Genomic DNA, 25,344 nt, shown 5'->3' on the forward strand with positions numbered 1-25,344 from the left:
GTCACGTCGTGTGTTGGGGCGCAGATGATGGATTTCTTCAAAACCCTGCTCGTGCTGCTCAAGCGGTGGTACGTCGCCCTGCCGGTGTTCGCCGTCACGGTGGGCAGCGCGGCGGGGGTCTACGTCGCCATGCCACTGCACTACGAGTCCACGGCGGTCGTGGTGCTGACCTCACCCGCGGGCGGTGCCACCACCACCGCGGACAAGGTCAACGGTCAGACCAACCCGCTGCTGGCGTTCGAGAGCAGCTTGTCGATCACGGCGTCCGTGGTCATCCAGAGCATCAACACCCCCCAGGTGGTCAAGTCGCTCGGGGCGGACCAGCCGGACCACACCTTCGTGCTGACCGGCGGCTCCGACGGCGGCCCGTTCATCACCATCAAGACCGACAGCGCCTCCGAGCCGGGCTCCCGGGAGCTGGTGATCCAGGTGCTGGACAAGGTCAAGGACGAGCTGACCAAGCGCCAGCAGACCCTCGGCGCCGCGCCGAGCACCTACATCCGCGTCGACGACGTCGTCTCGCCGACCGTCCCCGAGCCGCTGCGCGGCGGCAAGCTGCGCGCCGCGGCCGTGGCGCTGGTGCTCGGCCTGATCGCCAGCCTCGCCGCGGTCTACGGGGTGGAGACCATGCAGGCGCGCAAGCGCAGGCGGGAGAACCCCGACGAGGACGACCTCGACGAGTTCGACGAGCAGGACGACCGGGACGACGTCCGGCGCGACGACCGCCGCGGTGACCTGGCCCGGGAGGAGACCCGCCGGGCCGAGGACCCGCAGCGGCCGGTCCCGCCGCCCGCCGCGCCCCGCGCCCCGCAGCCGCTGCGCGGCGACAGCCCGTCCGAGCGCACCCAGCGCGTGCGGCCCGCGCAGGTGGAGCAGCTGCGGCAGCAGCAGCCCGCGGCCGCGAAGTCGGACGGCAAGCAGGCCACCGGCACACCGGCCGCGCCCGCCAACGGCGCCCCGGTGAACGGCACCAAGAGCGGCCAGCTCCCGCCGTCGGGCAACCGCACCCGGCAGAGCGGCCAGCTCAACCGGCCGCAGGGGCAGGGCAACCGCTCCCCCGACGAGTACCGCGAGCCCCCGACGGTGCGGGTCAAGCCCGCCCAGGCGCCGCAAGAACCGCGCAGCTAGCCGTGGTGGGCAAGACCGCCGACAAGAAGTCCGGGGCAGGCGCCAAGCCCGGGGTGGACGGCGAGTTCATCGCGGGCGGCAAGTCCAAGGCCGACGGCGCGACCATCGCCTGCGTCTACGCGCTGGCCATGACGGTCATCCCGGCCGCCCTGGTCATCAAGGGGCTGCCCATGGCCCTGGCCCCGGGTGTGGCGATCGGCCTGGTCATGGGCGTGCTGTGGTTCTGCGCGCAGATGGTGACCACGCTCGGCGTGGCCAAGGGCCGCAACGCGGCGCGGACCGCGCTGTTCCTGTTCACCACCTCGCAGCTGGCCACCTACGGCTACGCCACCTACGGCTACCTGCCCGCCGACGAGCTCGCCGCCGCCGACCGGACGCTGATCACGGTCATGGCCGTGGTCGCGGTCGGCATCGCGGTGATCGACGGCGTGCGCGGCCTGGACCGCATCGACAAGCTGCTCAAGACCATGGTCGTCGGCGCCACCTTCATGGCGTTCGTCGGCATCCTGCAGTTCCAGTTCGCCCTGGACCTCACCGAGTACCTGGTGCTGCCCGGGCTGCGGCCCAACGGCACGATGTCCTACGTCCTGGAGCGCTCCAACTTCCGCAGGCCGGCGGGCACCTCCGGCCACCCGATCGAGTTCGGCGTGGTCTGCGCGATGACCGTGCCGATCGCCCTGCACTACGCGCTGCGCGGGGTCGACTTCGGCGGGCAGAAGAAGCGGTGGTGGCTGTGCCTGGCCATCCTGGCCGTGGCCTCGATGCAGTCGCTGTCGCGCTCGGCGATCCTCGGCCTGGCCATCGCGGCGATCTTCATCGTCCCGGCCATGGCGCCCAAGCGCCGGGTCAGGGCGCTGTGGGGCATCCTCGGCTTCGTGGTGGCCATGCGGGTCATGGTCCCCGGCCTGGTCGGCACCCTGCTGAGCCTGTTCACCAGCATCAGCGTCGACCCGAGCGCGGAGAGCAGGCGCCGGGCGGTGGAGCGGGCGGGCAAGGAGATCCCCGAGCACCTGCTGCTCGGCCGGGGCCTGGGCACCTACCTGCCGGAGAAGTACGGCTGGCTGGACAACCAGTACCTGGGCACGCTGGTGCAGAACGGCGCCATCGGGCTGGCCCTGCTGATCTTCATCTACCTGGCGGGCATGTACTGCGCCTTCCGCGCGCGGCTGGCCAGCAAGGACCCGCGGATCCGCGACCTGGGCGTGACGCTCGCCGCCTGCATCGCGGTGCCGGGCATCTCCTCGGCCACCTTCGACCTGATCGGCTTCGCGGTGGCCACCGGCTACACCTTCCTGCTCATCGGCGCGGCCGGTGCGCTGTGGCGGACGGTCCAGGAGCAGCCCGGGGGTATTCCGCGACTGTTGCCCACTACGGCGCAACGCCCGAGGCGGTTACAACGACGACAACACCGGGGCTCCTCCTCGGCGCGGTCCGGGAAGGCCTCCGACGGGTCCGGGAAACCGGGCGAGCGCGCCGGGTCCGCCACGGACGCGCGCCGTTCCACCAGGTCAAGCAGCACCGCCCAGTAAGTCCACGTCGGCCACGAAACCGAGGTCCCCGCGTGTCCGCAGACGCCCCCCAGGCGCCGCAGCGGTCGAGCGCGCCCACCGAGGGCCCGCTAGACCCGCCAACCGAACGGGTGCACCCGCTGCCCCCGGCCGCCGGGCTGACCGAGGTGCCCGACCCGGCACCCGCGCCCGCCGCGGCGGGTGTGGGCGGCAAGGTCGGCCGCGGCTTGGCGTGGAGCATGCTCAACACCGTCGTGCTGCGGTTGGGCATCTTCCTGTCCGGGATCATCATGGCCCGGCTGCTCACCACCGCCGACTACGGCGTGTTCGCCCTCGCGGTGACCGCGCTGACCGTGCTCCAGGCGTTCAACGAGCTGGGGGTCAGCCTGGCGCTGGTGCGCTGGGAGCGGGACGTGCGCGAGTTCGCGGGCACCGCGATGACCATCGCCATCGCCAACTCGGCGCTGCTCTACGCCGCGGTCTGGGCGTTGACCCCGAAGTACTGCGAGTTGATGGGCAGCCCGGAGGCGGTGACCGTCGTGCGCGTGCTGTGCGCGGCGGTGCTCGTCGACGGCATCGCGGTCGTGCCCGCGACTATCCTCAACCGCGAGTTCCTGCAGCGCACCCGGTTCTTCTGCGACGCGGCGTCGTTCGTCGTGGTGACCGGGCTGACCATCACCCTCGGCGCGTCCGGCGCGGGCGCGATCAGCTTCTCGGTCGGCCAGCTGTCCGGGTCGATCGTGTCGATGACCTGCTACCTGCTGCTGTGCCCGGTGCGGGTGCGCCCGGGGTGGGACCGGGCGACGGCGCGGGAGCTGATCCGCTTCGGCCTGCCGCTGGCCGCGGCCAGCGTGCTGACGCTGTCGGTCACCCAGATCGACAAGATCATCGTCGGCGGGTTCACCGACGCGGCGGCGCTCGGGCTGTACCTGATGGTGTTCAACCAGTCGAGCCTGCCGCTGCAGATCTTCTCCGAGGCCGGGCGGCGGGTGTCGCTGGCCGGGTTCGCCCGCATGGCCGACAACAAGCCGCAGCTGGAACTGGCGGTGGCCCGCGGCGTGGGGCTGATGGTGGCCGCGGCGCTGCCCGTGTGCGCGCTGCTGGCCTGCTACTCCGCGCCGATGCTGCACGCGGTCTACGGCGACCAGTGGGTGCCCGGCGCGCAGGCGCTGCGGTTCCTGGCGATCCTCGGTCTGGCCCGCATCCTGCTGTTCATCGGCTACGACCTGCTGGTGGCGCTGGACGGCAACCGGGTGCTGATCTGGTTGCAGGGCCTGTGGTTGGTGGTGACCGTCGGCGGCCTGTTCGCGGGCGTCCTGCTCGACGGCATCCGCGGCGCGGCGATCGCCCAAGCCGCGGTGACCGCCCTCATCGTGCTGCCCGTCTTCGGCGCGGTCGTGGTCCGGCGCGGCATCCGGTTGGCGCCCGCGCTGCGGGCCTGCGGCAGACCGGTGCTCGGCGGCGCGCTGGTGGTCGCCTCGTCCTTCCTGGTCCGCGCCGTGTTCGAGAACTCGTGGTTGCAACTGTTGGTCGGCGGTCTGGTGGCCGTCGTTGTCTACCTCCCGGTGGTGTACCCGATGCGTTCGATGCTTCCCGGTCGATCGGGGGCGGCCGCGTGACCGCCCCGCTGAAGGACCGCAACGGCGCCTCCGCCGCCGTCCGCCGCGCCCTGCGGGACGCGTTCGGGCTGTGGCCGATGCACGAGGCCAAGACCAAGCTGCAACTCGGGCGGTACGTGCCCGAGCTGACCAGGTTCGAGGACGGCGAGGTGGCGCGGCTCGACCGCGAACTGGGCCCGCGACCGGAGACCCTGGTGGCGACGGTCATGCCGACGTTCAAGCGGCCCGGCCTGCTGCCCGCCGCGGTGGAGTCGGCGCTCGCCCAGACCGTCACCGACCAGCAGGTAATCGTGGTCGACGACGGCGGCGGCGGGCTGCCGACCCTGCCGGACGACCCGCGGCTGAGCGTGGTGAGCCTGTCGCGCAACTCCAAGGTGCTCGGCCTGGTGCGCAACGTCGGCATCCGGCTGACCCGCTCCAGGTACCTGGCCTTCCTCGACGACGACAACACCTGGCGCGAAGACCACTTGGAACAGACATTGGCTGTCCTGGGCCGCGGCGCCGACCTGGTGTACTCGGCCGTCGAGCGCCGCCGCGCGGACGGCACGGTCCTCGACGTGCTGTCGGAACCCTTCGACCGCAAGACGATGGTCGACGACTCGCCCTATGTGGACTCCAACTCGATCGTCCTGCGGCGCGCCGACGACGTGCTGTTCAGCCGGATCCCGAGGGTGAAGGCGACGCTGCCCAAGGAGGACTGGGAGTTCGTGCACCGCATGTCGCGCACCCGCGTCGTGCAGCACGTGCCGCACCCGACGGTCAGGTACCTGGTGAACGAGGACAGCTACTACACGGCCTGGAAGCAGGACTGAGCGGAAGGGGCCACCGACTCCGGGTCGGTGGCCCCTTCGCTATTTCCGGGCGATGTCCGACTTGGTGGCGAACCGCGTCATGTCGTCGACGGTCAGCGGGCGCTGGCCGAGCGGGGGCAGGTCGTTGCCCAGGTCGGTGCGCTGGCCGATCACGACGACCACGCCGTTGTCGTGCCGGTGGGCCACCCACTGCTGCACTCTGTCGTTCACCAGCACAACGGCCTTGCTGCCGACGTCCGCCACCGCGCAGTTGGCCCCGCCGTGGGAGATGACGTCCTTGACCACCGCGCACAGGTCCCTGGCCGCGCCGTCGACGACGTGCGCCTCCACCCCGCCCCACCGACCCGATTTGCCGATGGGGGCGGTCGCCCAGTAGTCGCGCGCGCCGCTGTCCAGCAGCTCGCTGCCGTGGGAGAAGGCGTTGTGGCCGTTGGGCAGCATGATGTTGACGTTCGTGGCGTTGTAGCCGTCGGGCACCGCGTCCAGCAAGTCCGCCAGCAGCGCGGAGGAGCGGGCCGCCGCCGGGTCGGCCGGACGGCTCGGCGACGAGGTGCGGCTGGTCGGCCGCGGCGAACTCGTGCCCCCTGTGGCGGCGTTGATCGGCCCTGGGGCCTGGTCGGTACCGCCCATGCCGGGCAGGAACACGGCCCCGACGGCGATCAGGGCGACCGCGACGGCGCTACCCGCCCCGGCGATCCGCGCCCGGCGCACCTGCTGGGCCGCCTTGGCCTCGGCCAACACGGCCCCCGCGTGCATCGCGGGCGGCGGGGTCGCGGTCTCCACGGTGCCGCGCAGAGCGCCGCGCAGCTCGAACTCGTCCATTGGTCCTTCCCTACAGAGTCACGGAGGCGGGGAGTTCGTCGCGCAGCAGGGCCAACCCGCGAGAGGCCTGGCTCTTCACGGTCCCGGTCGAACACCGGAGCACCCGCGCGCTCTCCTCCAGCGAGAGGTCTTCCCAGTACCGCAGGACCAGCGCGGCACGCTGCCTGGCGGGCACCCTGGTCAGTGCCCGCAGGAGAACGACCCGGTCCTCGACGGCGCCGGTCGAGGAGGGCAGGGAGGTGTCACCGGGGTCCTCGGTGACGGTCTCCCGGCGGAAGAAGCCGCGGCGGGCCTCGTCCAGGAAGGTGCGCACGAGGATCTTGCGCACGTAGCCGTCGAGCTTGCCCCGCTCGGCGACCCGGTTCCACACGCGGTAGAGCTTGATGAAGGTGGTCTGCACGAGGTCCTCGGCACGGTGCCAGTCCCCGCACAACAAGAAGGCGGTGCTGCGGAGGGTGGATGAACGAGCGGCGAAGTACTCGGTAAAACCGGTATCCCGGTCGTCCATCGGACCCCCTGCTGGTGCGGTAGCTACGGGGTACTCACGCTCGGGGGGTGGGGAAAGGTTGCACGGCAGTTCTCAGCTGCCTACCCAAGCCGCGCTCGCCCTGCCCACCCAGGCCATCTCGTAACCCGTCCCCACCCCGCCAAGCAGAACCCGCCACCCGCCGACGTGTGCCAGCCCGACCCACCACCTGACTCTTCGCGCCCCCGCCTTCTGCTCGATGGGGTGGAACGTCTTTGTGCGGGGGGACGGACCTGCCAAGCTCGCCCGCGGGTGGGGTGGCTTGCCCCTCCCCCACCGCTCTTCCCCACCGCAGGTTCGTAGGGGCCCTTGACCTCAAGGGGTCGTTGCGTTCGGGCGGGGGCTGGGCTCAAGCGGCGGTTGTGGGGGTGGCTGGGGGAAGAGAGAAGTGCGTTGGTGGAGCTAGGGACTCGGGCGGCGGTTGCGCGGGTGTTGGCGAGAGAAGTGCGATGGGTGGAGTAGGTGCGCGGCTTGGGCGAGGTGGTCTGGGAAGCGGCGCTGGGGAACTGGTCAGGCGGGTGGGGAGATGACCAGGCCCCGCCTGCTCCGAGAAGCCGGCGGGGCCTGATCGATCTATTCGCTGGTCAGATGCCTTCGCGCTGCCATTTCAGGACTCGGACGTGGTGGCGGACTCGGCGGGCTGGGGCGGTGAGGACCAGGGGGGAGAGGGCTCGGGCTCGTTTGGGGCCGAGGCGCTTGCGCAGTTGCAGCGTGTGCCACTCCGGGAGGTTCTCGATGTCCCCGTACGACTCGCGGGCGAACTCCACCAGTTCCTCTACCGGGTCGACCTCCGAGCGGCCCTTGTCGAACGCCCGACCCGCCCGCCTCAGCGCGTCGCGGGACAGGACCCGGCGGACTCGGCGGTCCAGGTCCGTCTTGTCCGCCAGGTGGTTGTCTTCGCGGTCGGTGATGGCCGTGTAGGCCGCGAGCCGTTGGCGGAGGTCGGCCACCACGGACGCGTAGTAGGCCGCCGACATGTTCTGGCCGTGCACCCGGTAGTACGCCTGGTCCACCCCGCGCAGGTAGCCGACGTCGGCGTGGAGGGCGAAGCGCATCCACATCTCGATGTCGCCCGTGTGGCGCAGTTCCGGGTTGTAGCCGCCGTACTTCTGCTGCATCGACGTCCGGACCACGACCTCCGGTGACGTGATGCACCCGTCACCGAGGGCGAACCGCCTGCGCAACCACGAGGGTCCGTTGTAGACGGTCCAGCCATTGTCCTCGGTGCGGGCCGTCGGTAGCGGCTCGCTGCCGTCCCAGTGCAGGGGGCGGCCGTAGACGAACCCGACCTCCGGGTGCGTGTCGAGCAGGCGGGTAGCCCGTCGCAACGCACCCGGGGTCAGGGCGTCGTCGGCGCTGAGCAGGGCGCAGTAGTCAGCGCTCGCCCAGTCCAGCAGGCCCTCGTTGTAGGTGGCGATGTGTCCCTTGTTCTGCTTGTGCTCAACCACGGTCACCCGGCTGTCCTGTTCGGACAACCCCCGGGCGACGTCGGCGCTGCCGTCACCGGAGCAGTCGTCGATCACGAGCACCCGGACGTCCACGCCCGGCTGGTCGAGCACGCTGCGCACGGCGGTCGGCAGGACCGACCCGTACTTGTAGCACGGGATCACCACATCAACGCTGGCCACTGGTCGCCCCCTAGGTCAGTCGGAGTTCGCTACGAAACGCTCGTCGCGAACACTGCGTCGACCCAGTAGTTCGTTCCGTTACCGGCGCCGCTGGGGAAGGCCCCGCCGGTGCCGTAGCGGTACACGCCGTTGGGGGCGCCCTCAGCGGTCGCGGGAGCCGTGAGCGGCCCGTTGACGTGGGGGTTGTTGAAGAAGCCCGCCGTGTACCCGTAGTGACCCGTGGAACCCCAGTAGGAGACGACGTAGGTCTGGTTCGCCGTGACCTGGATCGGGGTGCTGAAGGTCAGCGTCTGCCAACCGCTGCTCGTCTCGTTGCTGAACGAGCCGGTGGCCAGCAGGGCGCCCGCGCCGCTCCACAGGGTGCCGGTGTGGGTACCGGTGTCACCCGCGGTCTTGTAGAAGCGGACACCGGTGATGTACCCGTCCGCCGTCGGCGTGAGCCGCATGCCCAGCTCGACGGGCGAGTCGACCGTGGTGGTGGCCGGGGTGTCCGTCGGGCGGAACACGGTGCACGGGCACTGGCCCGTCGCGCCGGTGGTGAACGAGAACGTGTGCGCCGCGGGCATCAGGTTGCCCCACGCGTCCGCCGCCCGCACCGTGACCGTGAACTGGGCGTTGCCCGGCAGCACGTCGGTGGAGACGAAGGTCACGCTCTGGTTGTCCGGGGCGAACTGCGTGGTGCCCGGGACGGAGCTGCCGTTGCGGTTCAGGGTGAACTGCAGCGAGGACGGGTTGATCGCCTCGGAGAAGTTGACCGTGACGCCGTTGCCGGTCGGCACACCCGTGGCGCCGCTGGTCGGGGTGGTCGAGGTCACCGTCGGCGGGACGGAGTCCGCGCCGAAGGTGTCGACGATCGGGTCGACCCAGTAGTTGTTGGCGTTGTAGGTGCTGTTCGGGAAGCCGCCGCCGTAGACGTACACGCCGTTGCCGTTCACCGCGCCGGAGGCCGGGGCGGTCAGGATGCCGCGACCGGCGCCCTGGGAGGCGAAGTAGGCGTTGTCCACCGAGTAGTGCCCGTTGGGCGCCCGGTAGGAGGCGATGTAGGTCTGGCCCGCCTGGAGCTGCACGGGCGCGCTGAAGGTCAGCGACTGCCAACCCGAAGCGGTCTCGTTGGTGAACGTGCCGGTCGCGATGCGCTGGCCGCTCGAGGTCCAGATCGAGCCGGTGTGGGTGCCGGTGTTGTTGAAGTTCTTGTAGAAGCGGACGCCGGTGACCTTGGCGCTGACCCCCACGGTGAACTTGCCGCCCAGCTCGACGTCGCTGGCGTCCCCGGAGTCCAGGGTCCCCGGGGTGCGGGTGCCGAACAGGTTGCACGGGCACGGCTGGAGCGCGGTGCCGGTGGTGAAGTTCCACGTCTGGGTCGCGGCCAGTGCGTTGCCGAACCCGTCGGTCGCGAACGCGGACGCGGTGTGCAGCGTGTTGGCCGCCAGCAGGTCGTTCGGGGTGAACGTGACCTTCTTGTCGTCCGTGCTGACCACACCGGCGACCGGGGAGCCGTTGCTGCCGCCCGCCTTGAGCGTGAAGACCACGCTCTGCGGGTCGACGGCCTCGTTGAACGTGACCGTCACGCTGCCGTCGAGGTAGGCGCCGGTGGCACCGCTCGTGGGCGAGGTGTTGCTGACCAGCGGGGCCGTGTTGTCCGCGGTGTCGGTGGTGATGACCGGGTCGACCCAGTAGTTGCCGCCGTTGAACGAGCTGTTGGGGAAGCCCACCCCGTAGCGGAACACGCCGTTGCCGCCGGGCGTGGCCCCGGTCGCGGGCGCGGTCAGCGGGACGATGCCCGCCCCCTTGCCGACGAAGTAGCCCGCGTCGACCGAGTAGTGGCCGTTGGGCGCCGTGTAGGACGCGACGTAGGTCTGGCCGGACCGGATCTGCACCGGCGAGCTGAAGGTCAGCTTCTGCCAGCCCGACCCCGTCTCGTTGGTGAAGGTGCCGGTGGCCAGCTGCTGGCCCGCCGAGGTCCACAGCGTGCCGGTGTGCGTGCCGGTGTTGGCGGTCGCCTTGTAGAACCGGACACCGGTGACGGTCGCGTTCACCGAGGTGGTGAACTTGGTGCCGACCTCGATCTGCGCGGCGTCGCCGCCGTCCACGGAGGCCGGGGTCTGGGTGCCGAACAGGGTGCACGGGCACTGCTGGGCGCCCACGGTCAGGTTGCGCGTGAGGGTGGCGCCGAGGGTGGCGCCGTCGTCGGACGAGCGGACCTGGATGGAGACCGCGCCGAGCGTGCTCGGCGTCCACTTGTAGGTCCAGTTGTCCAGGCCGGTGGCCCGGTGGAAGGTCTGGCCGCCGTCGACGGAGACCTCGACCGAACCGACCTTGCCGCCGCCCGCGTCGACCGCGGTACCGGAGATGGTGACCTCGGTGCCCGCGGGGACGGTGCTACCGGCCGCCGGGGACGCGACGGTCACGGTCGGGCCGACGGTGTCGGTCGACTTGGTGGCCGTGATGAGGTTCGACATCTTCGTGGTCGGCTGCGCGCCCATGTCGGCGAGCAGGTTGACCGTGGCCTGCTGCATCGCCTGGCTCGGCGCCGGGCTGCTGGTCGGGCCGCCGTAGGGCAGCGAGTGGTGGTCGTCCAGACCCCAGGCCCACTGCACGGTGGCCGCGCTGAAGACCAGCGCCTTGCTGGCCGGGTCCCGGTACATGATCAGCTTGTGGTTGGCCGACCCGGCGCCGTAGAGGTAGCCGTAGTCGAGCAGCAGCTGGCCGTCGGCGACGTTGACGGTGGTGTCCGACAGCGGCACGGAGCCCGCCGGGCGGTAGCCGTTGTCCGGGTCGCCGTCCCACTCGTAGCCCAGGGTGCCCGTGGGCAGCGTGGTCGTGGTGGTGGCGGTGGCGATCGAGGTGTTGCGCCAGAACCGGTTGCGGCCGTAGGAGGCCGGGACCTGGATGGAGTCGGCGCGGTAGCCGTTGACGTTGAACAGCGTGCCGAGCAGCGCGTTCTCCGGGCGGCCGCCGTCGGAGGGCGGGGACTGCCGGGGGTCGCGCCAGGTGCCGGTCCAGGCCGGGTTCGGGTCGATCTTGGCGCCGCCGGGGGCCTTGGTCTCCTTGTAGCAGGCCATCGTGCGCAGCGCGGTGTTCGAACCGTCGATCGAGTTCTCGAACCGGGTCTTCCAGAACATGGTGTTGCCGGTCGAGAAGAACAGGTTCACGCCCGCGGCCTTGGCCGCCTCGATGCCCGCGCGCTGGGTCGCGTTGACGTACTCGTCGTGGCCCGAGGAGAGGTAGACCTTGTGGTTCTTGAGCAGGTTCGGGTTTCGCGTGATGTCGACCCCGGTGAGGTACGTGACGTCGTACCCGTTGCGCTCCAGGAACCGGATCATCGGGTACTCGGCGTTGAGCCAGTTCGAGGTACCCGCGTTGCGGTACGGCCGGTTGTAGCTGACCTTGAACGCGCGGCCGTCGGGGGAACCGGAGAAGCCGCCCTCGTAGAGGTTGAACTCGTTGATGCCCTCGCGGTCGCCGTACTTGTTGTAGGCCTGCCAGGTCTGGTCCGAGGTCTGCACGACGATGTCGGAGGTCGACGAGTCGTTGCGGACCACGAACGGGTACTGGGACGCGCCGTGGCCGTCGTTGCTGATGAAGTTCGCCACGTAGAAGCCGGGCACCGCGTTGGTCGCGGTCCAGGACGCCGAGACACCCCAGTTGCCGCAGTCGACCAGGCCGGTGTTGCCGTCGTAGGCGCACTGCGGCTGGTTCTGCGGGCGGGGCGCGGACGGCAGGACCGTGCTGATCCTGCGGGCGCCGCCGCCGTTGTAGTAGCCGACGCGGATGATGTCGATCTGGTAGTCGACGCTCGGCGTCTTGATCTTGAAGTAGAGCGTCTGGCCCGGCTGCACACTCGACTGGGTCGCGAAGCCCTCAATGTCGCCGTACGGGCTCTCGATCTTCCAATCGGTGTCGTCCGCGTACACGTCCGCCGTCTGCTGGTTCTCACAGGCGACGGCGCTCAGTCCGACGCAAGACGCGGCCGAAGCCGGTGACGCGGCGAACACGGGTAGTCCGACACTGGCCAATATTCCAACGAGGAGGACCCGCATACCGCGCGTTCTCCATCCCCGACCGCGTGCGTCCTGCATCGCACGGTCCATCCGAGCCTCCACGGTAAGTAACCGTATGTAGGGAATCAACTGCTGTTGGGCACCGAATAGGGGACGCGCGACAGGGTCCGCGGTTCCTATTTACCTCCACATCGTTACAGCGCCCCACCCCGTTACCCCGGTCAGGGGAGTGGGGTACAGCCCCTTGCCGGTAACGAAATGGTGACCGTCCCTACTGGACCACCCGCATTTGCGAAAGCCATTCCAGCCTTACTACGGTGCGTGACCGCCGATGTACCAGCCACTTGCCGGCTGACAAGCACCACGACCGGGATCCCGCCCGCTCCCGAAGGGGATTCGTATAGCGGCGACCAACAGTCCACACGCGACTCATTTACCGGTTGCCCCGGTTTGTGAGTGCGGTCACCAACAGCCGGTCAAGGGTTGGGAATCACCTGTTCGGCGCAGGGCGGGAACGTGGGAAACATGAAAAAGAACGCTGGGGAGTACACCTGAATCCGACCGACTAGCCGCATGGGGAACGCTTCTTGCCCCACAGCGCCCTACCCCGGACAAGCGGATGGCCGCCGCCCCGAAAGGGGCGACGGCCATCCGGAACGCTCTCAGGCCCGGGTGAGGCCCTTGTCCGCGCCGATCTCGACGAAGTCCAGCCCGCAGGCCGGGCAGTGCAGCGCCTCGTCGAGGCGCTCGGCGCACTCGCAGACCCAGCCCTTGCGCCGGGCCGGGTTGCCCGCCACGAAGGCGTGCGCGGGCACGTCCTTGGTCACCACGGAGCCCGCACCCGCGAAGGCGAAGCCGCCCACCTCGACGCCGCACACGACGACCGTGCCCGCGCCCAGCGTGGCGCCCCGGCGCACCACGGTGTCCACCAGCGCCCCGGGGCCCTTGCGGATCGCCGCGCGCGGCCGGAAGTCGTTGGTGAACAGCACGTTGGGCCCCAGGAAGACCTCGTCCTCGCAGGTGACCCCGGAGAACACCAGGGTGCCGTTCTTGACCGTCACCCGGTCGCCCAGCACCGCGCCGGTCTCCACGAACGCGCCGTCGCAGATGTTGCAGTCGCGACCGACCTTGGCGCCGGGGAGCACGTGCGCGAACGCCCAGACCCGGGTGCCGTCACCGACCTCGTCGCTCTCGCAGAGGGCCTTCTCGTGCACGAACACGCCGCTCATGCGCGGACCGCGTCCGCCAGCACCGACACCACGCGCTGCTGCTGCGCCTCGGTGATCTCGGGGAACAGCGGCAGCGACAGGATCTCGCCCGCCACCAGCTCGCTGTTCGGGAAGGCGCCCGCGCCCAGGCCGAGGTCGGCGAAGGCGCCGGTGAGGTGCAGCGGGGTCGGGTAGTGGATGCCCGCGCCGATGCCCTCAGCGTGCAGCTTGCCCAGCACGGTGTCGCGGTCGGCGACTCGGACCACGTACAGGTGCCACACCGGCACGTTGCCGTCGGCCACCACGGGGGTGGTCACGCCGTCGACGTCGGCGAGCAGCGCGGTGTAGCGGTCGGCGGCGGCGCGGCGGGCCGCGTTCCAGTCCGCGAGCCTGCGCAGCTTGGCCGACAGGACGACGGCCTGGAGGGTGTCGAGCCGGGAGTTGAAGCCCAGCACCGGGTGCTCGTACTTGCGCGGCGAGCCGTGCGCGCCCAGCAGTCGCACCCGCTCGGCCAGCTCGGCGTTGCCGGTGGTGACCGCGCCCGCGTCGCCGTAGGCGCCGAGGTTCTTGCCGGGGTAGAAGCTGGTGGCGGCGACGTCGCCGAAGGAGCCCGCGGTCTGGCCGTGCCGGGTGGCGCCCTGCGACTGGGCGGCGTCCTCCAGGATGGCGACCCGCTCGGGCAGCACCGCGCGCAGCTCCGGGATCGGCGCGACCTGGCCGTAGAGGTCGACCGGGATCACCACGCGGGTGCGGTCGGTGACCGCGGCGGCCGCCGCGTCGACGTTGATCAGCATGGTGTCGACGTCGCAGTCGACCAGGACCGTGGTGGCACCGGTGCGGGCCACGGCCTCGGCGGTCGCGATGAAGGTGTTGGCGGGGACGACGCACTCGTCACCGGGGCCGACCCCCAACGCGCGCAGCGCCAGCTCCAGCGCGTCGGTGCCGTTGCCGACGCCGACGCAGTTCGCCACTCCGGCGAACGCGGCGTACTCGGCCTCGAACGCGGCGACCTGCGGTCCGCCGACGAAAGCGGTCTTGGCGAGTACCTGGGCCCAGCCCTCGGCCACCTCATCCGCCACGGCGGCGTGCTGGGCGGCCAGGTCGACCAGGGGAATGTGGCCGGTCATGCGGCTCTCCTCAAATGGGCGTGACGACTTGATCGGTCTTATCGACTTCGAAGAACTCATCGCAACAAGGGACGACTTTGCTGCGCCTGAGTGGGTACGACCACTCGATCACTTGTCGAGCGGCCTCGCGGGCACTCCGGCCCAGGTCTGCCCGTCGGGCACGTCGGACAGCACGACGGCCCCCATGCCGATGACGGCGCACGCGCCGATCCGCAGGCCCTGGCGCACGAGCGAGCCCGCCCCGAGGTACGCGGACTCGCCGACGACCACCCCGCCCGCGAGCGCGGCCCGCCCCGCGCAGGTGGCGAAATCGCCGACGACGTCGTCGTGGGTGAACAGCACGTGCGGCATCGCCAGCACGTGCCTGCCGACCCGCTGGGGCGCGGTGATCACGGCGCCTGCCAGCAGGACCGTGCCCTCACCCAGCTCCACCCCCTGGGCCGCGGAGGCCAGGGGGTGGACGAGGGTGGCGTAGCGCTCGGGTGCCAGGCCGAGCCGCTCGACCACCGCGGCCCGGGCACCGGGGCGCGCGGGCGAGGCGACGCAGACCAGCACGAGCGCGTCGGTGTGCTCGTGCACCAGCTCGGACGGGCCGAGGACGGTCAGACCGTCCACATCGGCACCGTGCCGGGCCGGGTCGTCGTCGAGCAGGCCCAGCGGCTTGAACTCCGCGGGCAGCGCGCGCGCCGCCGCGAGCACCTCCCGAGCCAGACCGCCCGCGCCGACCAGCAGCAGCGGGGTGCTCACGCGTCGACTCGCAGCGACTTCACGAACTCGCGGTGCCAGACCTCCAACGACAGCAGCGTCCACAGCCGCGGCTGCTCGTTGCGGGTGCCCGCGTCGTGCTCGGCGAGCAGCCTGCGCACCGCGACCGCGTCCAGCGTCTGCGCGACGAAGGACGACGGGCCGGTCAGCAGGTCGTTGGCCATCTCCCGCAGGCCGCCGCGGAACCAGGCGTCCAGCGGCACCTTGAAGCCGGACTTGGCCCGGTCGACCACGTCGTCGGGCAGGTACCGGCGGGCGACCTCCTTGACCACCCACTTGGTCACGCCGTTGCGCACCTTGACCGCGCTGGGCAGCGAGAACGCGAGCTCGACCAGCCGGTGGTCGAGGAACGGCGGGCGCAGCTCCAGCGAGGCGGCCATGGACATCCGGTCGCCGCGCTCCAGCAGGTTGTCGGCCAGCCAGGCGTGCGAGTCGGCGTAGAGCATCCGGCTCAGCGCGTCGCCGCGACCGCGCTCGTACGGCGCGATGGCGCTGCGCACGGCGGGGCCGCCGAGCAGGCCGTCGCGCTCGCGCTCGGTGAACGGGGCGAACCAGCCGCGCATCCGCTCGGCCGAGCTGCCCTCGCCCATGGCCCGTACGGCCACGCCCAGCCGGGCCCGCGAGGCGGGCAGCGCGCGCTCCAACCGGGGCAGGAGGCGACCGCGCAGCGGCGCGGGCACCAGCCCGGCCCAGCGGGTGGCCTGGGCGAAGCGGTACTTGGGGTAGCCGCCGAACAGCTCGTCGCTGCCCTCGCCGGAGAGCACGACCTTGACCTGCCTGCGGGCCAGTTCGGCCAGCTTGAACACGGCCACGTCGGCGGGCTCGGACAGCGGCGCGTCCCGGTGCCAGCTCAGCTTGGACCAGGAGTCCTTGAAGTCGTCGGCGGTGACGATGACCTCGTGGTGCTCGCTGCCGACGATGCCGGACACCTTGCGCGCCCAGTCCAGCTCGTCGACCCGGGGGTCGCCGAACCCGGCGGAGAAGGTGTGCAGGCCGCCCTCGCCCTTGGCCCGCGCGGCCAACGCGGAGATCAGGCTGGAGTCGATGCCGCCGGACAGGTACGCGCCGACCGGCACGTCCGCGACCAGCGCGTCGTCGATCGAGGCGTCGAGCCCGTCGGCGACCAGCCGGACGGCCTCCTCCGGGGTGACGTCGCGGTGCGCCGCGTTGGCCGGGATCTGCCAGTACGCGCGCAGCCGCACCTGGCCGTCGCGGCCCAGCGTCAGCCGGTGCCCCTGCGGCACCTTCCGCACGCCCTCGACCAGGGTGTACGGCGCGGGGACCGAGCGGTGCGCCAGGTAGTCGTGCAGGCTGGCGGTGTCCACCCCCCGGTCGCCGATGGCGGGCAGCAGCGCCTTGATCTCCGAGGCGAACGCGAAGACCTCGGCGTCGAGGTAGTAGTACAGCGGCAGGATGCCGAGCCGGTCGCGGACCAGGTGCAGCTCACCGCTGTCCTCGTCGTGCAGGGCCAGGGCGAACTGCCCGCGCGCCTTGGTGATCGCGTCGATGCCGTCGCGCTCGAACAGCGCGAGCAGCGTCTCCGTGTCGCCGTTGGTGCGGAACGGGTAGTCGAGCTGCCCGCGCAGCTGCCGGTAGTTCAGGATCTCGCCGTTGAACGCGATCACCCGGCGCCGGTCCGGGGTCAGCATCGGCTGGACCGAGGCGTCCAGGTCGATGATGGACAGCCGGGTGTGCGCGAACCCGGTCGAGCCCTCGATCCAGGTCCCGGCGTCGTCGGGGCCGCGGTGGTGCAGCCGCCTGGCCATCTCCACCAGCACGGCCGGGTCGACCGGCGCCCCGTCGAGCCTGCGCACTCCGGCGATTCCACACATGGCTACCGCTGCCCTTCGGCCAGGTCCATCAACTGCCGGGCCCGAGAGTCCCAGGACGCGGGCAGCACCGCCTGCCGCCGTCCCTCCACAGTGGAGAGACCGCCGTCCTCGATGGTCGCCCGCACCGCCTCGACGAACGCGTCGTGGCCGCGCGCGATCCGGATGAGCTCGGGGTACTGGTGCACCTCGGGGAAGTCGGTGCTGACCACGGCGAGGCCGAGGGCCAGGTACTCCTTCATCTTGATCGGGTTGGCGTGCTTGATCCAGTCGTTGTCCAGCCACGGCATGATCGCCACGTCGAAGCCGGTGCCGTAGGCCGGGATCTCGGCGTACGGGCGGAAGTCCAGCCAGTGCACGTTCGGGTACTTCGCGAAGCGCTCCATGGACAGCGTCGCGTCGCCGATGAGCACCAGCGAGGCCTCGGGGAACTCCTGCGCCAGCCGCTCCAGCAGGTCGAAGTCGACCAGGTAGTCGTCGAGGCTGCCGAAGAACCCGATGCGCGGGCCGGGGATGCTCGCGATGTCCGCGGGCAGCCGGTCGCGGCGCTGGAAGTGCCGCAGGTCGACCCCGTGGTCGAGGAAGTGCGCCCGGTCCTGGGTGAGCCCGGACTCCTCGCCCTGCAGCTGGCGGCTGACGTAGAGGACGTGGTCGCTGCCGCCGAGCAGCTTGTCCTCGAGCGCGGCGATGGTGGTCTGGTCGGCCTCGGGGAACGCCGAGTGCCGGTCGGACCGGTTGAACACCAGCTTGCGGTGCGGCATGCCCTGCACCACGTCCCACGCGGTGGGGATGGTGGCGACCACGATCGGGTTGGGCATCCGCAGCACCGCGCACACGGCCCGAACCTGCGCGCGGACCAGCTTGGCGCCCAGCGCGCGCACCCGCTCGCTGCCGTAGAAGGGCAGCGGCAGCGGGGTCATCACGTAGTAGCCGGGCACGTCCGGCAGCGGGCGGCGCACCAGCTTGGCGACGCTACCCGCCTTGCGCAGGATGCGGCGCAGGAACTGGGTGCTCTTGCCCGGCGTGGGCATGCGCAGCCCGATGCTGTTGACCAGCAGCACCTTGCGGTGCTCGGCGACCCGGGTCATCAGCTGGAAGTCCGAGTGCGCCTGGTTGTGGTACCACCAGTCCTGCGCGGAGAAGCACACGTACGGCGGGGCGTCCTTGGCCTTCTTGTCCACACCGGACTTGGAGTCCAGCGGAGCGGGCCAGCGGCGGTACGACAGCAGCGCCTTGACCGCGGCCTTGTGCGTCTCGGCGCCGCGCAGCGCGCGGGGCGCGCTGTTGACCAGCACCGCGCCCCACATGGCGGCGGCGGCGACCTTGCCGTGCCGCTCGCGGTGCAGCCGGACCTTGTTGGTGACCACAAGGGACCACAGCCGCGGCGACGTGCCGGACTCGCCACCCAGGTGGACGGCCTGCGCGGAGGGCTCGTAGACGGTCGCGTACCCGCGCGCGCCCGCCCGCAGCATGAACTCGGTCTCCTCCGAGTACAGCAGGTAGCGCTCTTCGATCGGGCCGATCTCGTCGATGCACTCGCGGGTGACCAGCCAGGCCGCGCCGGTCGCCCAGTCCACCCGGCCCGGGCGCTCGTAGGCGCCGGGGCTGGTGACGGTCTCGCCGAGCGCGCCGAAGCGGCCCGCGCGCCTGCCGCCGAGCACGGCCTCGCCCAGGGTGCGCAGCACGCTGGGGGTGCGGCGCAGCGAGTGCTGCACCCGGCCGTCCGGCTCGGTCAGCTTCGGCGCCACGATGCCGACCCCGGGCCGCACGGCCGCGCGCAGCGCCGCGACGGCGCCGGGGGCCAACCGGATGTCGGCGTTGAGCACCAGCACGTCGCAGCCGTCGGCGTGCGCGAAGCCGGTGTTGACGCCCGCGGCGAAACCGTCGTTGCCGGGTCGGTGCACGACCTTGGCCTCGGTGTCGGCCGCCGCCACCGCGCCCGCGGTGTCGTCGGTCGACGCGTTGTCGACCACGATCACGCGCGCCTCGCCCGCGCCCTCGAGGGCGGCGGGCAGGGCGCGCAGGCAGTCGCCGATCACGTCGGCGCTGTTGTAGGTCACGATCACGATGGCGACCGGACGCTGGTACCGCTGTCCCCCGACCCCGGTGGTCACTTGGCCACCAACCCCAGCGCCTCGGCGAGGGCGCCGACCACGTGCTTCTGGTCGGCGTCGGTCAGCTCGTGGTGCAGCGGCAGGATGAGCGAGCGCCTGGCCAGCTCCTCGGTGCCGGGCAGCGCCGGGTGCGGGTGGCCGTCGTACGCGGGCTCCAGGTGCGCGGCCATGATGCCCCGGCGGGCCGAGACACCGGCCGCGGCCAGGCTCGACAGCACGTCCAGCAGCGGTGGCGCGTCCTCGGGCAGCGCGACCCAGAACGACTGGTAGTTCGTGGTGCCGTGCGCCGGGTCGGTGACCGCGCGCAGGCCCAGCGGGGCCAGCAGCTCGTGGTACCGCGCGGCGAGCGCCCGGCGCTGCTCGACGATGCCGTCGAGGCGGCCGAGCTGCACCAGGCCGACGGCGGCCTGGATGTCGGTCAGCCGGTAGTTGAACGCGGTCTCCACATAGGACTCGACGACCGCGCCGCCCGCCGCGTGCCGGTCCGCGGCCGACATGCTCATGCCGTGCTCGCGGAGCCTGCGCAGGCGGGTGGCCCACTCGGCGTTGTCGGTGGTCACCATGCCGCCCTCACCGGTGGTGAGCAGCTTGCGCGGGTGGAACGACCAGGCGGCCAGCAGCGCGCCGCTGCCGACCGGCTTGCCGTCCAAGGTGGACCCGGCGGCGCAGGCGGCGTCCTCCACGACCGGGATGTCCCCGGCCGCGGCGACGATCGACTTGACGTCCGCGGGCACACCGCCCTGGTGCACGACCAGCACGGCCTTGGTGGCCGGGGTGATGGCCGCGGCGACGGTCTCGGCGGTGAGGTTGCCGGTCAGCGGGTCGACGTCGGCGAACACCGGGGTGCCGCCGCAGTAGCGCACGGCGTTGGCGGTCGCGATGAACGACAGCGACGGCACGACGACCTCGTCACCGGCCTGGACACCCAGCAGGTGCAGGCACAGGTGCAGCGCGGTGGTGCAGCTGGACACGGCGATGCCGTGCTCGGCGCCGACGCGCGCGGCGAACTCCTGCTCGAACTTCGCCACCCGGGGACCCTGCGCCACCCAGCCGGAGCGCACGGCCTCCGCCGCGGCGAGGGCTTCCTCCTCGCCGAGCAGCGGCTTCATGACGGGGATCGCCATCAGAGCGCGCCCTCCCCGGCGCCGGCCTTCGCGGCGATTTCTTTCTCAGCGCGCCACCAGTCGACCAGGCCGCGCAGACCGTCGTGCAGACCGATCTCCGGCTTCCAGCCCAGGTCGCGCTCGACGGCGGTGATGTCGGCCAGGCGACGGGTGACACCGTTGACCTTGCGCTCGGGGCCGTGCTCGACGCCGAGGTCGGAGTCCATCGCGCCGAGCAGCGCCTTGGCCAGGCCGAGCAGGCTGGTCTCGCTGGAGCTGGCGATGTTGTAGACGGTGTCGGTGACGTCCGCCTTGGCGGCCAGCAGGTTGGCCCGGGCGATGTCGTGCACGTGCACGAAGTCCATCGTCTGCGCGCCGTCGCCGAAGATCAGCGGCGGCTTGCCCTCGACGATGCGCTCCATCCAGCGGATGAGGACCTCGGTGTAGAGGCCGTGCACGTCCATACGCGGACCGTAGACGTTGAAGTAGCGCAGCGCGACGTAGTCCAGGTCGTACATGGCCTTGAAGCTGCGCAGCATGCCCTCGTTGAACGCCTTCGCGGCGCCGTAGAAGGTGTCGTTGTTGTACGGGTGGTGCCGCTCGGTCGTCGGGAACGACTCGGCCAGGCCGTACACCGACGCCGACGAGGACGCGATGACCTTCTTGACGCCGTGCTCCGCCGCCGCCTCGATGACGGTGAAGGTGCCGTCGACCAGGCTCTCCAGCGCCAGCCGGGGCTCCTCGGCGCACTGCGTGATGCGGATGGCGGCCAGGTGGAACACCAGGTCCCGGCCCTTGGTCAGGTCGTGCACCAGCGCGCGGTCGTTGATGTCGCCCTCGACCAGGCGCACCCGGTCGCCACCGGCGGCGACCGCGTCGGCCAGGTTCTCCCGGCGGCCGCGGACCAGGTTGTCCAGCACGGTCACCTCGGCGGCGCCCGCGGCGATCAGCTGGTCCACGACGGAGGACCCGATGGTCCCGGCACCGCCGGTGACCAGGATGCGCTGGCCCTCGATCGGCTGCGCGCTCATGCGTTGGCTCCCTCGGTGCTGCTGTCGGTGTTCGAGGCGGCGAACTCGCCGCCGAGGATGGGTAGGAAGGCGCCGCCCTGGGCCAGGCTCGCGGACGCGGCCTCCAGGATGGACAGCACCTGCAGGCCGGAGCGGCCGTCGGTCAGCGGCGGGCGGCTCTCGGTGATCGAGGCGTGGAACTCGGCCATGACCGAGCGCAGCGCCTCCTTCTCCGGCAGCGCGGGGGCGACCATGTCGCCGGTCCGGTAGGAGATCAGGGTCTGGGCGCGCTCACCGGCGCCGACCTCCCCCGCCTCCTTGCGGTCCACGCCGCGGTCGTAGATGGCGACGCGCTGGGCCGGGTTCAGGTCGTCGAAGACCACGGTGCGCGCGGAGCCACCGATGATCATCGTGCGGACCTTGGTCGGGGACAGCCAGTTGACGTGCACGTGGGCCATGGCCCCGCCGGTCAGCTCGATGGTCAGATGGGCGACGCACGCGCGCCCCGCGCCGATCGGGTCCGAGCCGTGCGCGGCGACCGCGATCGGCTGCACGCCCTCCGGCAGGATCGACAGGAAGATCGACAGGTCGTGCGGGGCCAGGTCCCAGAGCACGTCCACGTCGGGCTGGACAAGGCCGAGGTTGATCCGCACCGAGTCCAGGTACTGCACTGAGCCGATGCCGCCGCCGCGGACCAGGTCGCGCAGGTGCTGCACGGCCGCGGTGTAGCAGTAGGTGTGGTCGAGCATCAGGGTCAGGCCGCGCCGGTCGGCGGCCTCGACGAGCTGGCGGCCCTCGGCGTAGGTCGCGGCGAGGGGCTTCTCCACCAGCACGTGCTTGCCCGCCTCCAGCGCGGCCATGGCGACCGGCAGGTGGGTGGCCGCCGGGGTGGCGATGGCCACCGCGTCGACCGACGGGTCGGCCAGCACCTCGTCGAGCGAGTCCGAGACCGCGACGGTGGAGTACTCGCCGAGCACCCGGCGGGCCCGGTCGGCGTCGAGGTCGCACAGGTACCGCAGCCGCAGCCCCGGCGTGGCCTGCGCGTTGCGCACCAGGTTCGGCCCCCAGTACCCCGCGCCGATGACGGCTAGCCCGATCGTTCCCACGCTGAATCCCCTTATGTGTTGCCTGTGGTTCCCGCCCGGGCCGGCCCCTGCGCCGATCCGGGGGTTTCGATTGCTTCCCCCCAGAAGCAGAACGCGCCTAGTACGCGCCCTGACCGGTGAACACCGCGCGGAACGTCTTCCACAGGATGACCGCGTCGAGCGCGAGCGACCAGTCCTCGACGTAGCGCAGGTCGAGCCGGACCGCTTCCTCCCACGGGAGGTCGCTGCGGCCGCTGACCTGCCACAGGCCGGTGAGGCCGGGCTTGACCAGCAGGCGGCGGCGCACGTCCGGGGCGTAGCGGGCGCTCTCCTCGGGCAGCGGCGGCCGGGGGCCGACCAGCGACATCGGGCCCGCGATCACGTTGAACAGCTGCGGCAGCTCATCGATCGAGTAGCGGCGCAGAATCGCACCCACCCGGGTGACGCGCGGGTCCTTGCGCATCTTGAACAGCAGGCCGTGGCCCTCGTTCTGCTCGGCGAGCTGGTTGACCATCTTGTGCGCGTCGACCACCATCGTGCGGAACTTGACGATGGTGAACTCGCGGCCGTCCTTGCCCACGCGGCGCTGCTTGTAGAACACCGGTCCGCGGTTGTCGACCGCGATGGCGATCGAGACCGCGATCATGACCGGGGCCAGCAGGGTCAGCAGGATGGCGGCGCCGACCTTGTCGAAGACGTCCTTGACCACGCGGCGCACACCGGTGAACGAGGGCGCGGAGACCCGCAGCAGCGGCATGCCGAGCACGGCGTCGACGTGCAGCCGGGGCCCGGCCACCTCCATCAGCACCGGCGCGACGACCATCTCGGCACCGGAGCCCTCGAGCTTCCACGCCAGCTGCTGCAGGCGCTTGGGCGTCCAGTAGGCGTCCGGGGTGACCGCGACGATCCGGTACCCGCCGCGGCGGGCGTGGGTGGCCAGGTCGCGCAGCTGCCCGACCACCGGGATGCCGTCGATCTCGGTGACGCCCTCGCCGAGGCCGTCGGTGGTGCACACCGCGTCCACGCGCCAGCCCAGGTGCGCGGCGCCGCGGGTGCGGGTGATGAGGTCGCGGACGGTGTCCAGGTTGCCCGCGGCCATCACCGGCAGCAGGCAGCGGCCCTCGCGGCGAGCGCGGTGCAGCAGCTGGCGCAGCACGTAGCGCATCGGGAAGACCAGCAGCGCGGTCGCGGGCACGACCACGAACACCCAGGGGCGGATGCGGGTGATGTCGAACAGCAGCCCGCCCAGCGCCAGCACCACCGCCGCCGCCACGAACGCGCGGCCTAACCGGCGGAACTCCTCGGCGCCCTGACCGAGCACTGCGAGATTCCACACCCGGAAAACCATCAGGGAGGCGACCAGCACGCCGAAGGTGACGATGCCGGTCGGGGTGACGAGCGGGCTGGACGGGTCCACCCGGTTCGCGACGAAACCGCCGACGACCAGGACGCCGAACAGCACGGAGATCAGGTCCGAGAGCAGCACCCCGGTGCGGTAGCGCGGCTCCCACCCCGCGACCGGCGGGAACGACGGCTCACCCGCGGGCAGGCGACGGACACCTGCGGGCGCGGGCCACATGGTCGTTCTCCGGCGCGGCAGGCCAACTTGGTCACGCATCGTGTATCCCCCGGTTCGGGTGGATTGGGCATGCACGGTCACGGGCCGTCCCCGAGTGCCCTCGCCGTGGACAAAAGTGGTGCTGAGCCAACTCCCGAGCTGCGGCGGTCGGACCCTGGCTGCGATAGCTCATTCGCTTGGTTACCCGGGCTCGTTACACGGAGGGTTAGTTCCTATGTAACCCACTCGGAGACCACGACGGTGTGAAGGCAACCGAGTACACACTGGGTAACTCTCGATGATGCACAGACGTGACCAACCCAAGGCCGACCGCGCTGGTGACACCTGGTGCGGCGCACACTGTGGACGGTCCGGCTCGACGGGCGGGCCAGGTGACAGAGCGTATAACTTAAGGCCGGCTAGTCACCGTATTCAGTGAGCGCGGGCTAGATCACAGCGCCGGTGAGCCCACCAGACTGTCACATCAGGCGGCGCTCGCCTGCCCCCGTACGGAGCCATCGGGATTGCGCCGGGAGCGGCGGAAGATATCCACCAATACCCAATTTATGGCGTCCGACCAGCGGAACTTCACCTGATATGCATCTCCGGGCATAGATCACGCAGGGTGGTATGACCCGCGAGCCGGGGCGGGCGTTCCATATCACGGCATGTATATGCATCACCTATCTGTGTCTCGCCTCACACATCAACTTCGACCACCTCTACCAACGCCCGTGCCGCCGGGCGGAGCCTCCTCTGGACGGCCGAGAGAGGTGGCGGATGCGCGCCACCGGACCAGTCGCCGGGGCCGGACGGCGCAACACCCTCGTCCCCACCCCAACGACCCCGTGTAGGCGAGGTCACCGGTGAACCTCGAACCAGCTCGCTCCACACGCCGCCAACCGTGACCACAGTGGTACGCAAAGCCACTTTGTTGTCTGTATAGGTGTCCCACGAACAGGTCATGCCACCATTCGCGCGTGCTAGCAGTGACCGATTCGCCGGAAGAGCCGCCACAGAAGAGTGGCCGGTGGGCCACCTGGGTGGTCGCACTGGTCGTCGCCGTACCGGTAGGGCTGACCGTGGCGTGGACCGGCCTCAACCACGACGTCCGCTACGTACTGGGCGGCCTGCGGGGTGGCAGGCGCAGGCGGCCTGTCGGCCGCGGAAACCTTCATCCACCGCCCCTTGGCCTACCGCCTGCTGATGTCAGGCCTGGACACCGCGTCCCCCGAAGGCCTCCGGCTACACGAGGGCGCGATACGCGCCATCGTCCTGCTCATCACCGCGGCCCTCTGCTGGTGGCTGGCCAAAGCGCTACGCGCACACCTCCCACGCACCCAGGCCAAACGCCGTAGCCGCGGCAGCCTGCGTAGCCCTGGCCCTCGCACCCAACTGGGGCTTCCTACAACCGGAGTGGACAGCCGCCCTGGCCGCCGTCGGCGCCGTCGCAGGCGCGCTGTCATTCCGCCGAACACTCCCAGCCGCCCTGGTAGGCGGC

17 protein-coding genes are annotated in these 25,344 nt (G+C 71.1%); 4 read left to right on the top strand and 13 right to left on the bottom strand.

The features are described from left to right. Nucleotides 1-27 precede the first annotated feature (27 nt). Genes V5P93_RS35340 through V5P93_RS35355 form a run of 4 tightly spaced genes read left to right on the top strand, consistent with a single transcriptional unit; the run spans nucleotide 28 to nucleotide 5,067 of the window. Entirely contained in the window at nucleotides 28-1,128 is a 1,101-nt protein-coding gene (locus tag V5P93_RS35340) for a hypothetical protein (protein WP_146108268.1), read from the top strand. Between the two features lie 5 nt (nucleotides 1,129-1,133). Continuing rightward, nucleotides 1,134-2,657: an O-antigen ligase gene (locus tag V5P93_RS35345; RefSeq protein WP_245931601.1), complete on the top strand. Its 1,524-nt coding sequence runs from the start codon at nucleotides 1,134-1,136 to the stop codon at nucleotides 2,655-2,657. Between the two features lie 32 nt (nucleotides 2,658-2,689). Then, nucleotides 2,690-4,255, top strand: coding sequence for an oligosaccharide flippase family protein (locus V5P93_RS35350; protein WP_104481891.1), 1,566 nt, complete (start codon nucleotides 2,690-2,692; stop codon nucleotides 4,253-4,255). Next, entirely contained in the window at nucleotides 4,252-5,067 is an 816-nt protein-coding gene (locus tag V5P93_RS35355; RefSeq protein WP_104481890.1) for a glycosyltransferase family 2 protein, read from the top strand. Before V5P93_RS35350 ends, V5P93_RS35355 begins: the two co-directional genes overlap by 4 nt. A gap of 39 nt (nucleotides 5,068-5,106) precedes the next feature. On the opposite strand, the gene V5P93_RS35360 is transcribed toward V5P93_RS35355, so the two are convergent. The 13 genes from V5P93_RS35360 to V5P93_RS35420 form a co-directional block, all read right to left on the bottom strand. After that, the gene (locus V5P93_RS35360; RefSeq protein WP_104481889.1) at nucleotides 5,107-5,889 is read right to left on the bottom strand and encodes a hypothetical protein; all 783 of its coding nucleotides are present in this window, start codon (nucleotides 5,887-5,889) and stop codon (nucleotides 5,107-5,109) included. A gap of 10 nt (nucleotides 5,890-5,899) precedes the next feature. Then, nucleotides 5,900-6,397, bottom strand: a complete 498-nt coding sequence (locus V5P93_RS35365) for a SigE family RNA polymerase sigma factor (RefSeq protein WP_104481888.1) — start codon at nucleotides 6,395-6,397, stop codon at nucleotides 5,900-5,902. A 602-nt stretch (nucleotides 6,398-6,999) separates the two neighbouring features. Continuing rightward, on the bottom strand, nucleotides 7,000-8,043 hold the full coding sequence (locus V5P93_RS35370; protein WP_104481887.1) for a glycosyltransferase: 1,044 nt from the start codon (nucleotides 8,041-8,043) through the stop codon (nucleotides 7,000-7,002). A gap of 29 nt (nucleotides 8,044-8,072) precedes the next feature. Then, complete coding sequence (locus tag V5P93_RS35375) at nucleotides 8,073-11,957, bottom strand: DUF4082 domain-containing protein (RefSeq protein WP_146108267.1); 3,885 nt, start codon at nucleotides 11,955-11,957, stop codon at nucleotides 8,073-8,075. A 749-nt stretch (nucleotides 11,958-12,706) separates the two neighbouring features. Next, nucleotides 12,707-13,273 carry an acyltransferase gene (locus tag V5P93_RS35380; protein ID WP_104481885.1) on the bottom strand — a complete coding sequence of 189 codons (567 nt, stop codon included), beginning with the start codon at nucleotides 13,271-13,273 and terminating at the stop codon, nucleotides 12,707-12,709. Further along, nucleotides 13,270-14,379: a DegT/DnrJ/EryC1/StrS aminotransferase family protein gene (locus tag V5P93_RS35385; RefSeq protein WP_104481884.1), complete on the bottom strand. Its 1,110-nt coding sequence runs from the start codon at nucleotides 14,377-14,379 to the stop codon at nucleotides 13,270-13,272. The genes V5P93_RS35380 and V5P93_RS35385 overlap by 4 nt, the downstream gene beginning before the upstream one ends. Before the next feature lie 108 nt (nucleotides 14,380-14,487). Further along, the gene (locus V5P93_RS35390; protein WP_104481883.1) at nucleotides 14,488-15,126 is read right to left on the bottom strand and encodes an acetyltransferase; all 639 of its coding nucleotides are present in this window, start codon (nucleotides 15,124-15,126) and stop codon (nucleotides 14,488-14,490) included. Further along, entirely contained in the window at nucleotides 15,123-16,976 is a 1,854-nt protein-coding gene (gene asnB / locus V5P93_RS35395; protein ID WP_181043769.1) for an asparagine synthase (glutamine-hydrolyzing), read from the bottom strand. Before asnB ends, V5P93_RS35390 begins: the two co-directional genes overlap by 4 nt. A 2-nt stretch (nucleotides 16,977-16,978) precedes the next feature. Beyond that, entirely contained in the window at nucleotides 16,979-19,087 is a 2,109-nt protein-coding gene (locus V5P93_RS35400; RefSeq protein ID WP_104481881.1) for a glycosyltransferase, read from the bottom strand. Beyond that, complete coding sequence (locus tag V5P93_RS35405; RefSeq protein WP_245931600.1) at nucleotides 19,084-20,211, bottom strand: DegT/DnrJ/EryC1/StrS aminotransferase family protein; 1,128 nt, start codon at nucleotides 20,209-20,211, stop codon at nucleotides 19,084-19,086. Before V5P93_RS35405 ends, V5P93_RS35400 begins: the two co-directional genes overlap by 4 nt. After that, complete coding sequence (locus tag V5P93_RS35410) at nucleotides 20,211-21,221, bottom strand: NAD-dependent epimerase/dehydratase family protein (RefSeq protein WP_104481880.1); 1,011 nt, start codon at nucleotides 21,219-21,221, stop codon at nucleotides 20,211-20,213. The genes V5P93_RS35405 and V5P93_RS35410 overlap by 1 nt, the downstream gene beginning before the upstream one ends. Further along, nucleotides 21,218-22,306, bottom strand: coding sequence for a Gfo/Idh/MocA family protein (locus V5P93_RS35415; RefSeq protein ID WP_104481879.1), 1,089 nt, complete (start codon nucleotides 22,304-22,306; stop codon nucleotides 21,218-21,220). Before V5P93_RS35415 ends, V5P93_RS35410 begins: the two co-directional genes overlap by 4 nt. Nucleotides 22,307-22,403: 97 nt before the next feature. Beyond that, the gene (locus tag V5P93_RS35420) at nucleotides 22,404-23,864 is read right to left on the bottom strand and encodes a sugar transferase (RefSeq protein WP_104481878.1); all 1,461 of its coding nucleotides are present in this window, start codon (nucleotides 23,862-23,864) and stop codon (nucleotides 22,404-22,406) included. Between the last annotated feature and the right edge of the window lie 1,480 nt (nucleotides 23,865-25,344).

This window comes from Actinokineospora auranticolor, assembly GCF_041897805.1.
GTDB classification, from domain to species: Bacteria; Actinomycetota; Actinomycetes; order Mycobacteriales; family Pseudonocardiaceae; genus Actinokineospora; species Actinokineospora auranticolor.

Coding starts and splice junctions, on each gene's coding strand:
- V5P93_RS35405 (WP_245931600.1), bottom strand. CDS start 20,211: ATGGCGATCCCCGTCATGAAGCCGCTGCTCGGCGAGGAGGAAGCCCTC.
- V5P93_RS35420 (WP_104481878.1), bottom strand. CDS start 23,864: ATGTGGCCCGCGCCCGCAGGTGTCCGTCGCCTGCCCGCGGGTGAGCCG.
- V5P93_RS35380 (WP_104481885.1), bottom strand. CDS start 13,273: ATGAGCGGCGTGTTCGTGCACGAGAAGGCCCTCTGCGAGAGCGACGAG.
- V5P93_RS35385 (WP_104481884.1), bottom strand. CDS start 14,379: ATGACCGGCCACATTCCCCTGGTCGACCTGGCCGCCCAGCACGCCGCC.
- asnB (WP_181043769.1), bottom strand. CDS start 16,976: ATGTGTGGAATCGCCGGAGTGCGCAGGCTCGACGGGGCGCCGGTCGAC.
- V5P93_RS35340 (WP_146108268.1), top strand. CDS start 28: ATGGATTTCTTCAAAACCCTGCTCGTGCTGCTCAAGCGGTGGTACGTC.
- V5P93_RS35360 (WP_104481889.1), bottom strand. CDS start 5,889: ATGGACGAGTTCGAGCTGCGCGGCGCTCTGCGCGGCACCGTGGAGACC.
- V5P93_RS35410 (WP_104481880.1), bottom strand. CDS start 21,221: ATGAGCGCGCAGCCGATCGAGGGCCAGCGCATCCTGGTCACCGGCGGT.
- V5P93_RS35365 (WP_104481888.1), bottom strand. CDS start 6,397: ATGGACGACCGGGATACCGGTTTTACCGAGTACTTCGCCGCTCGTTCA.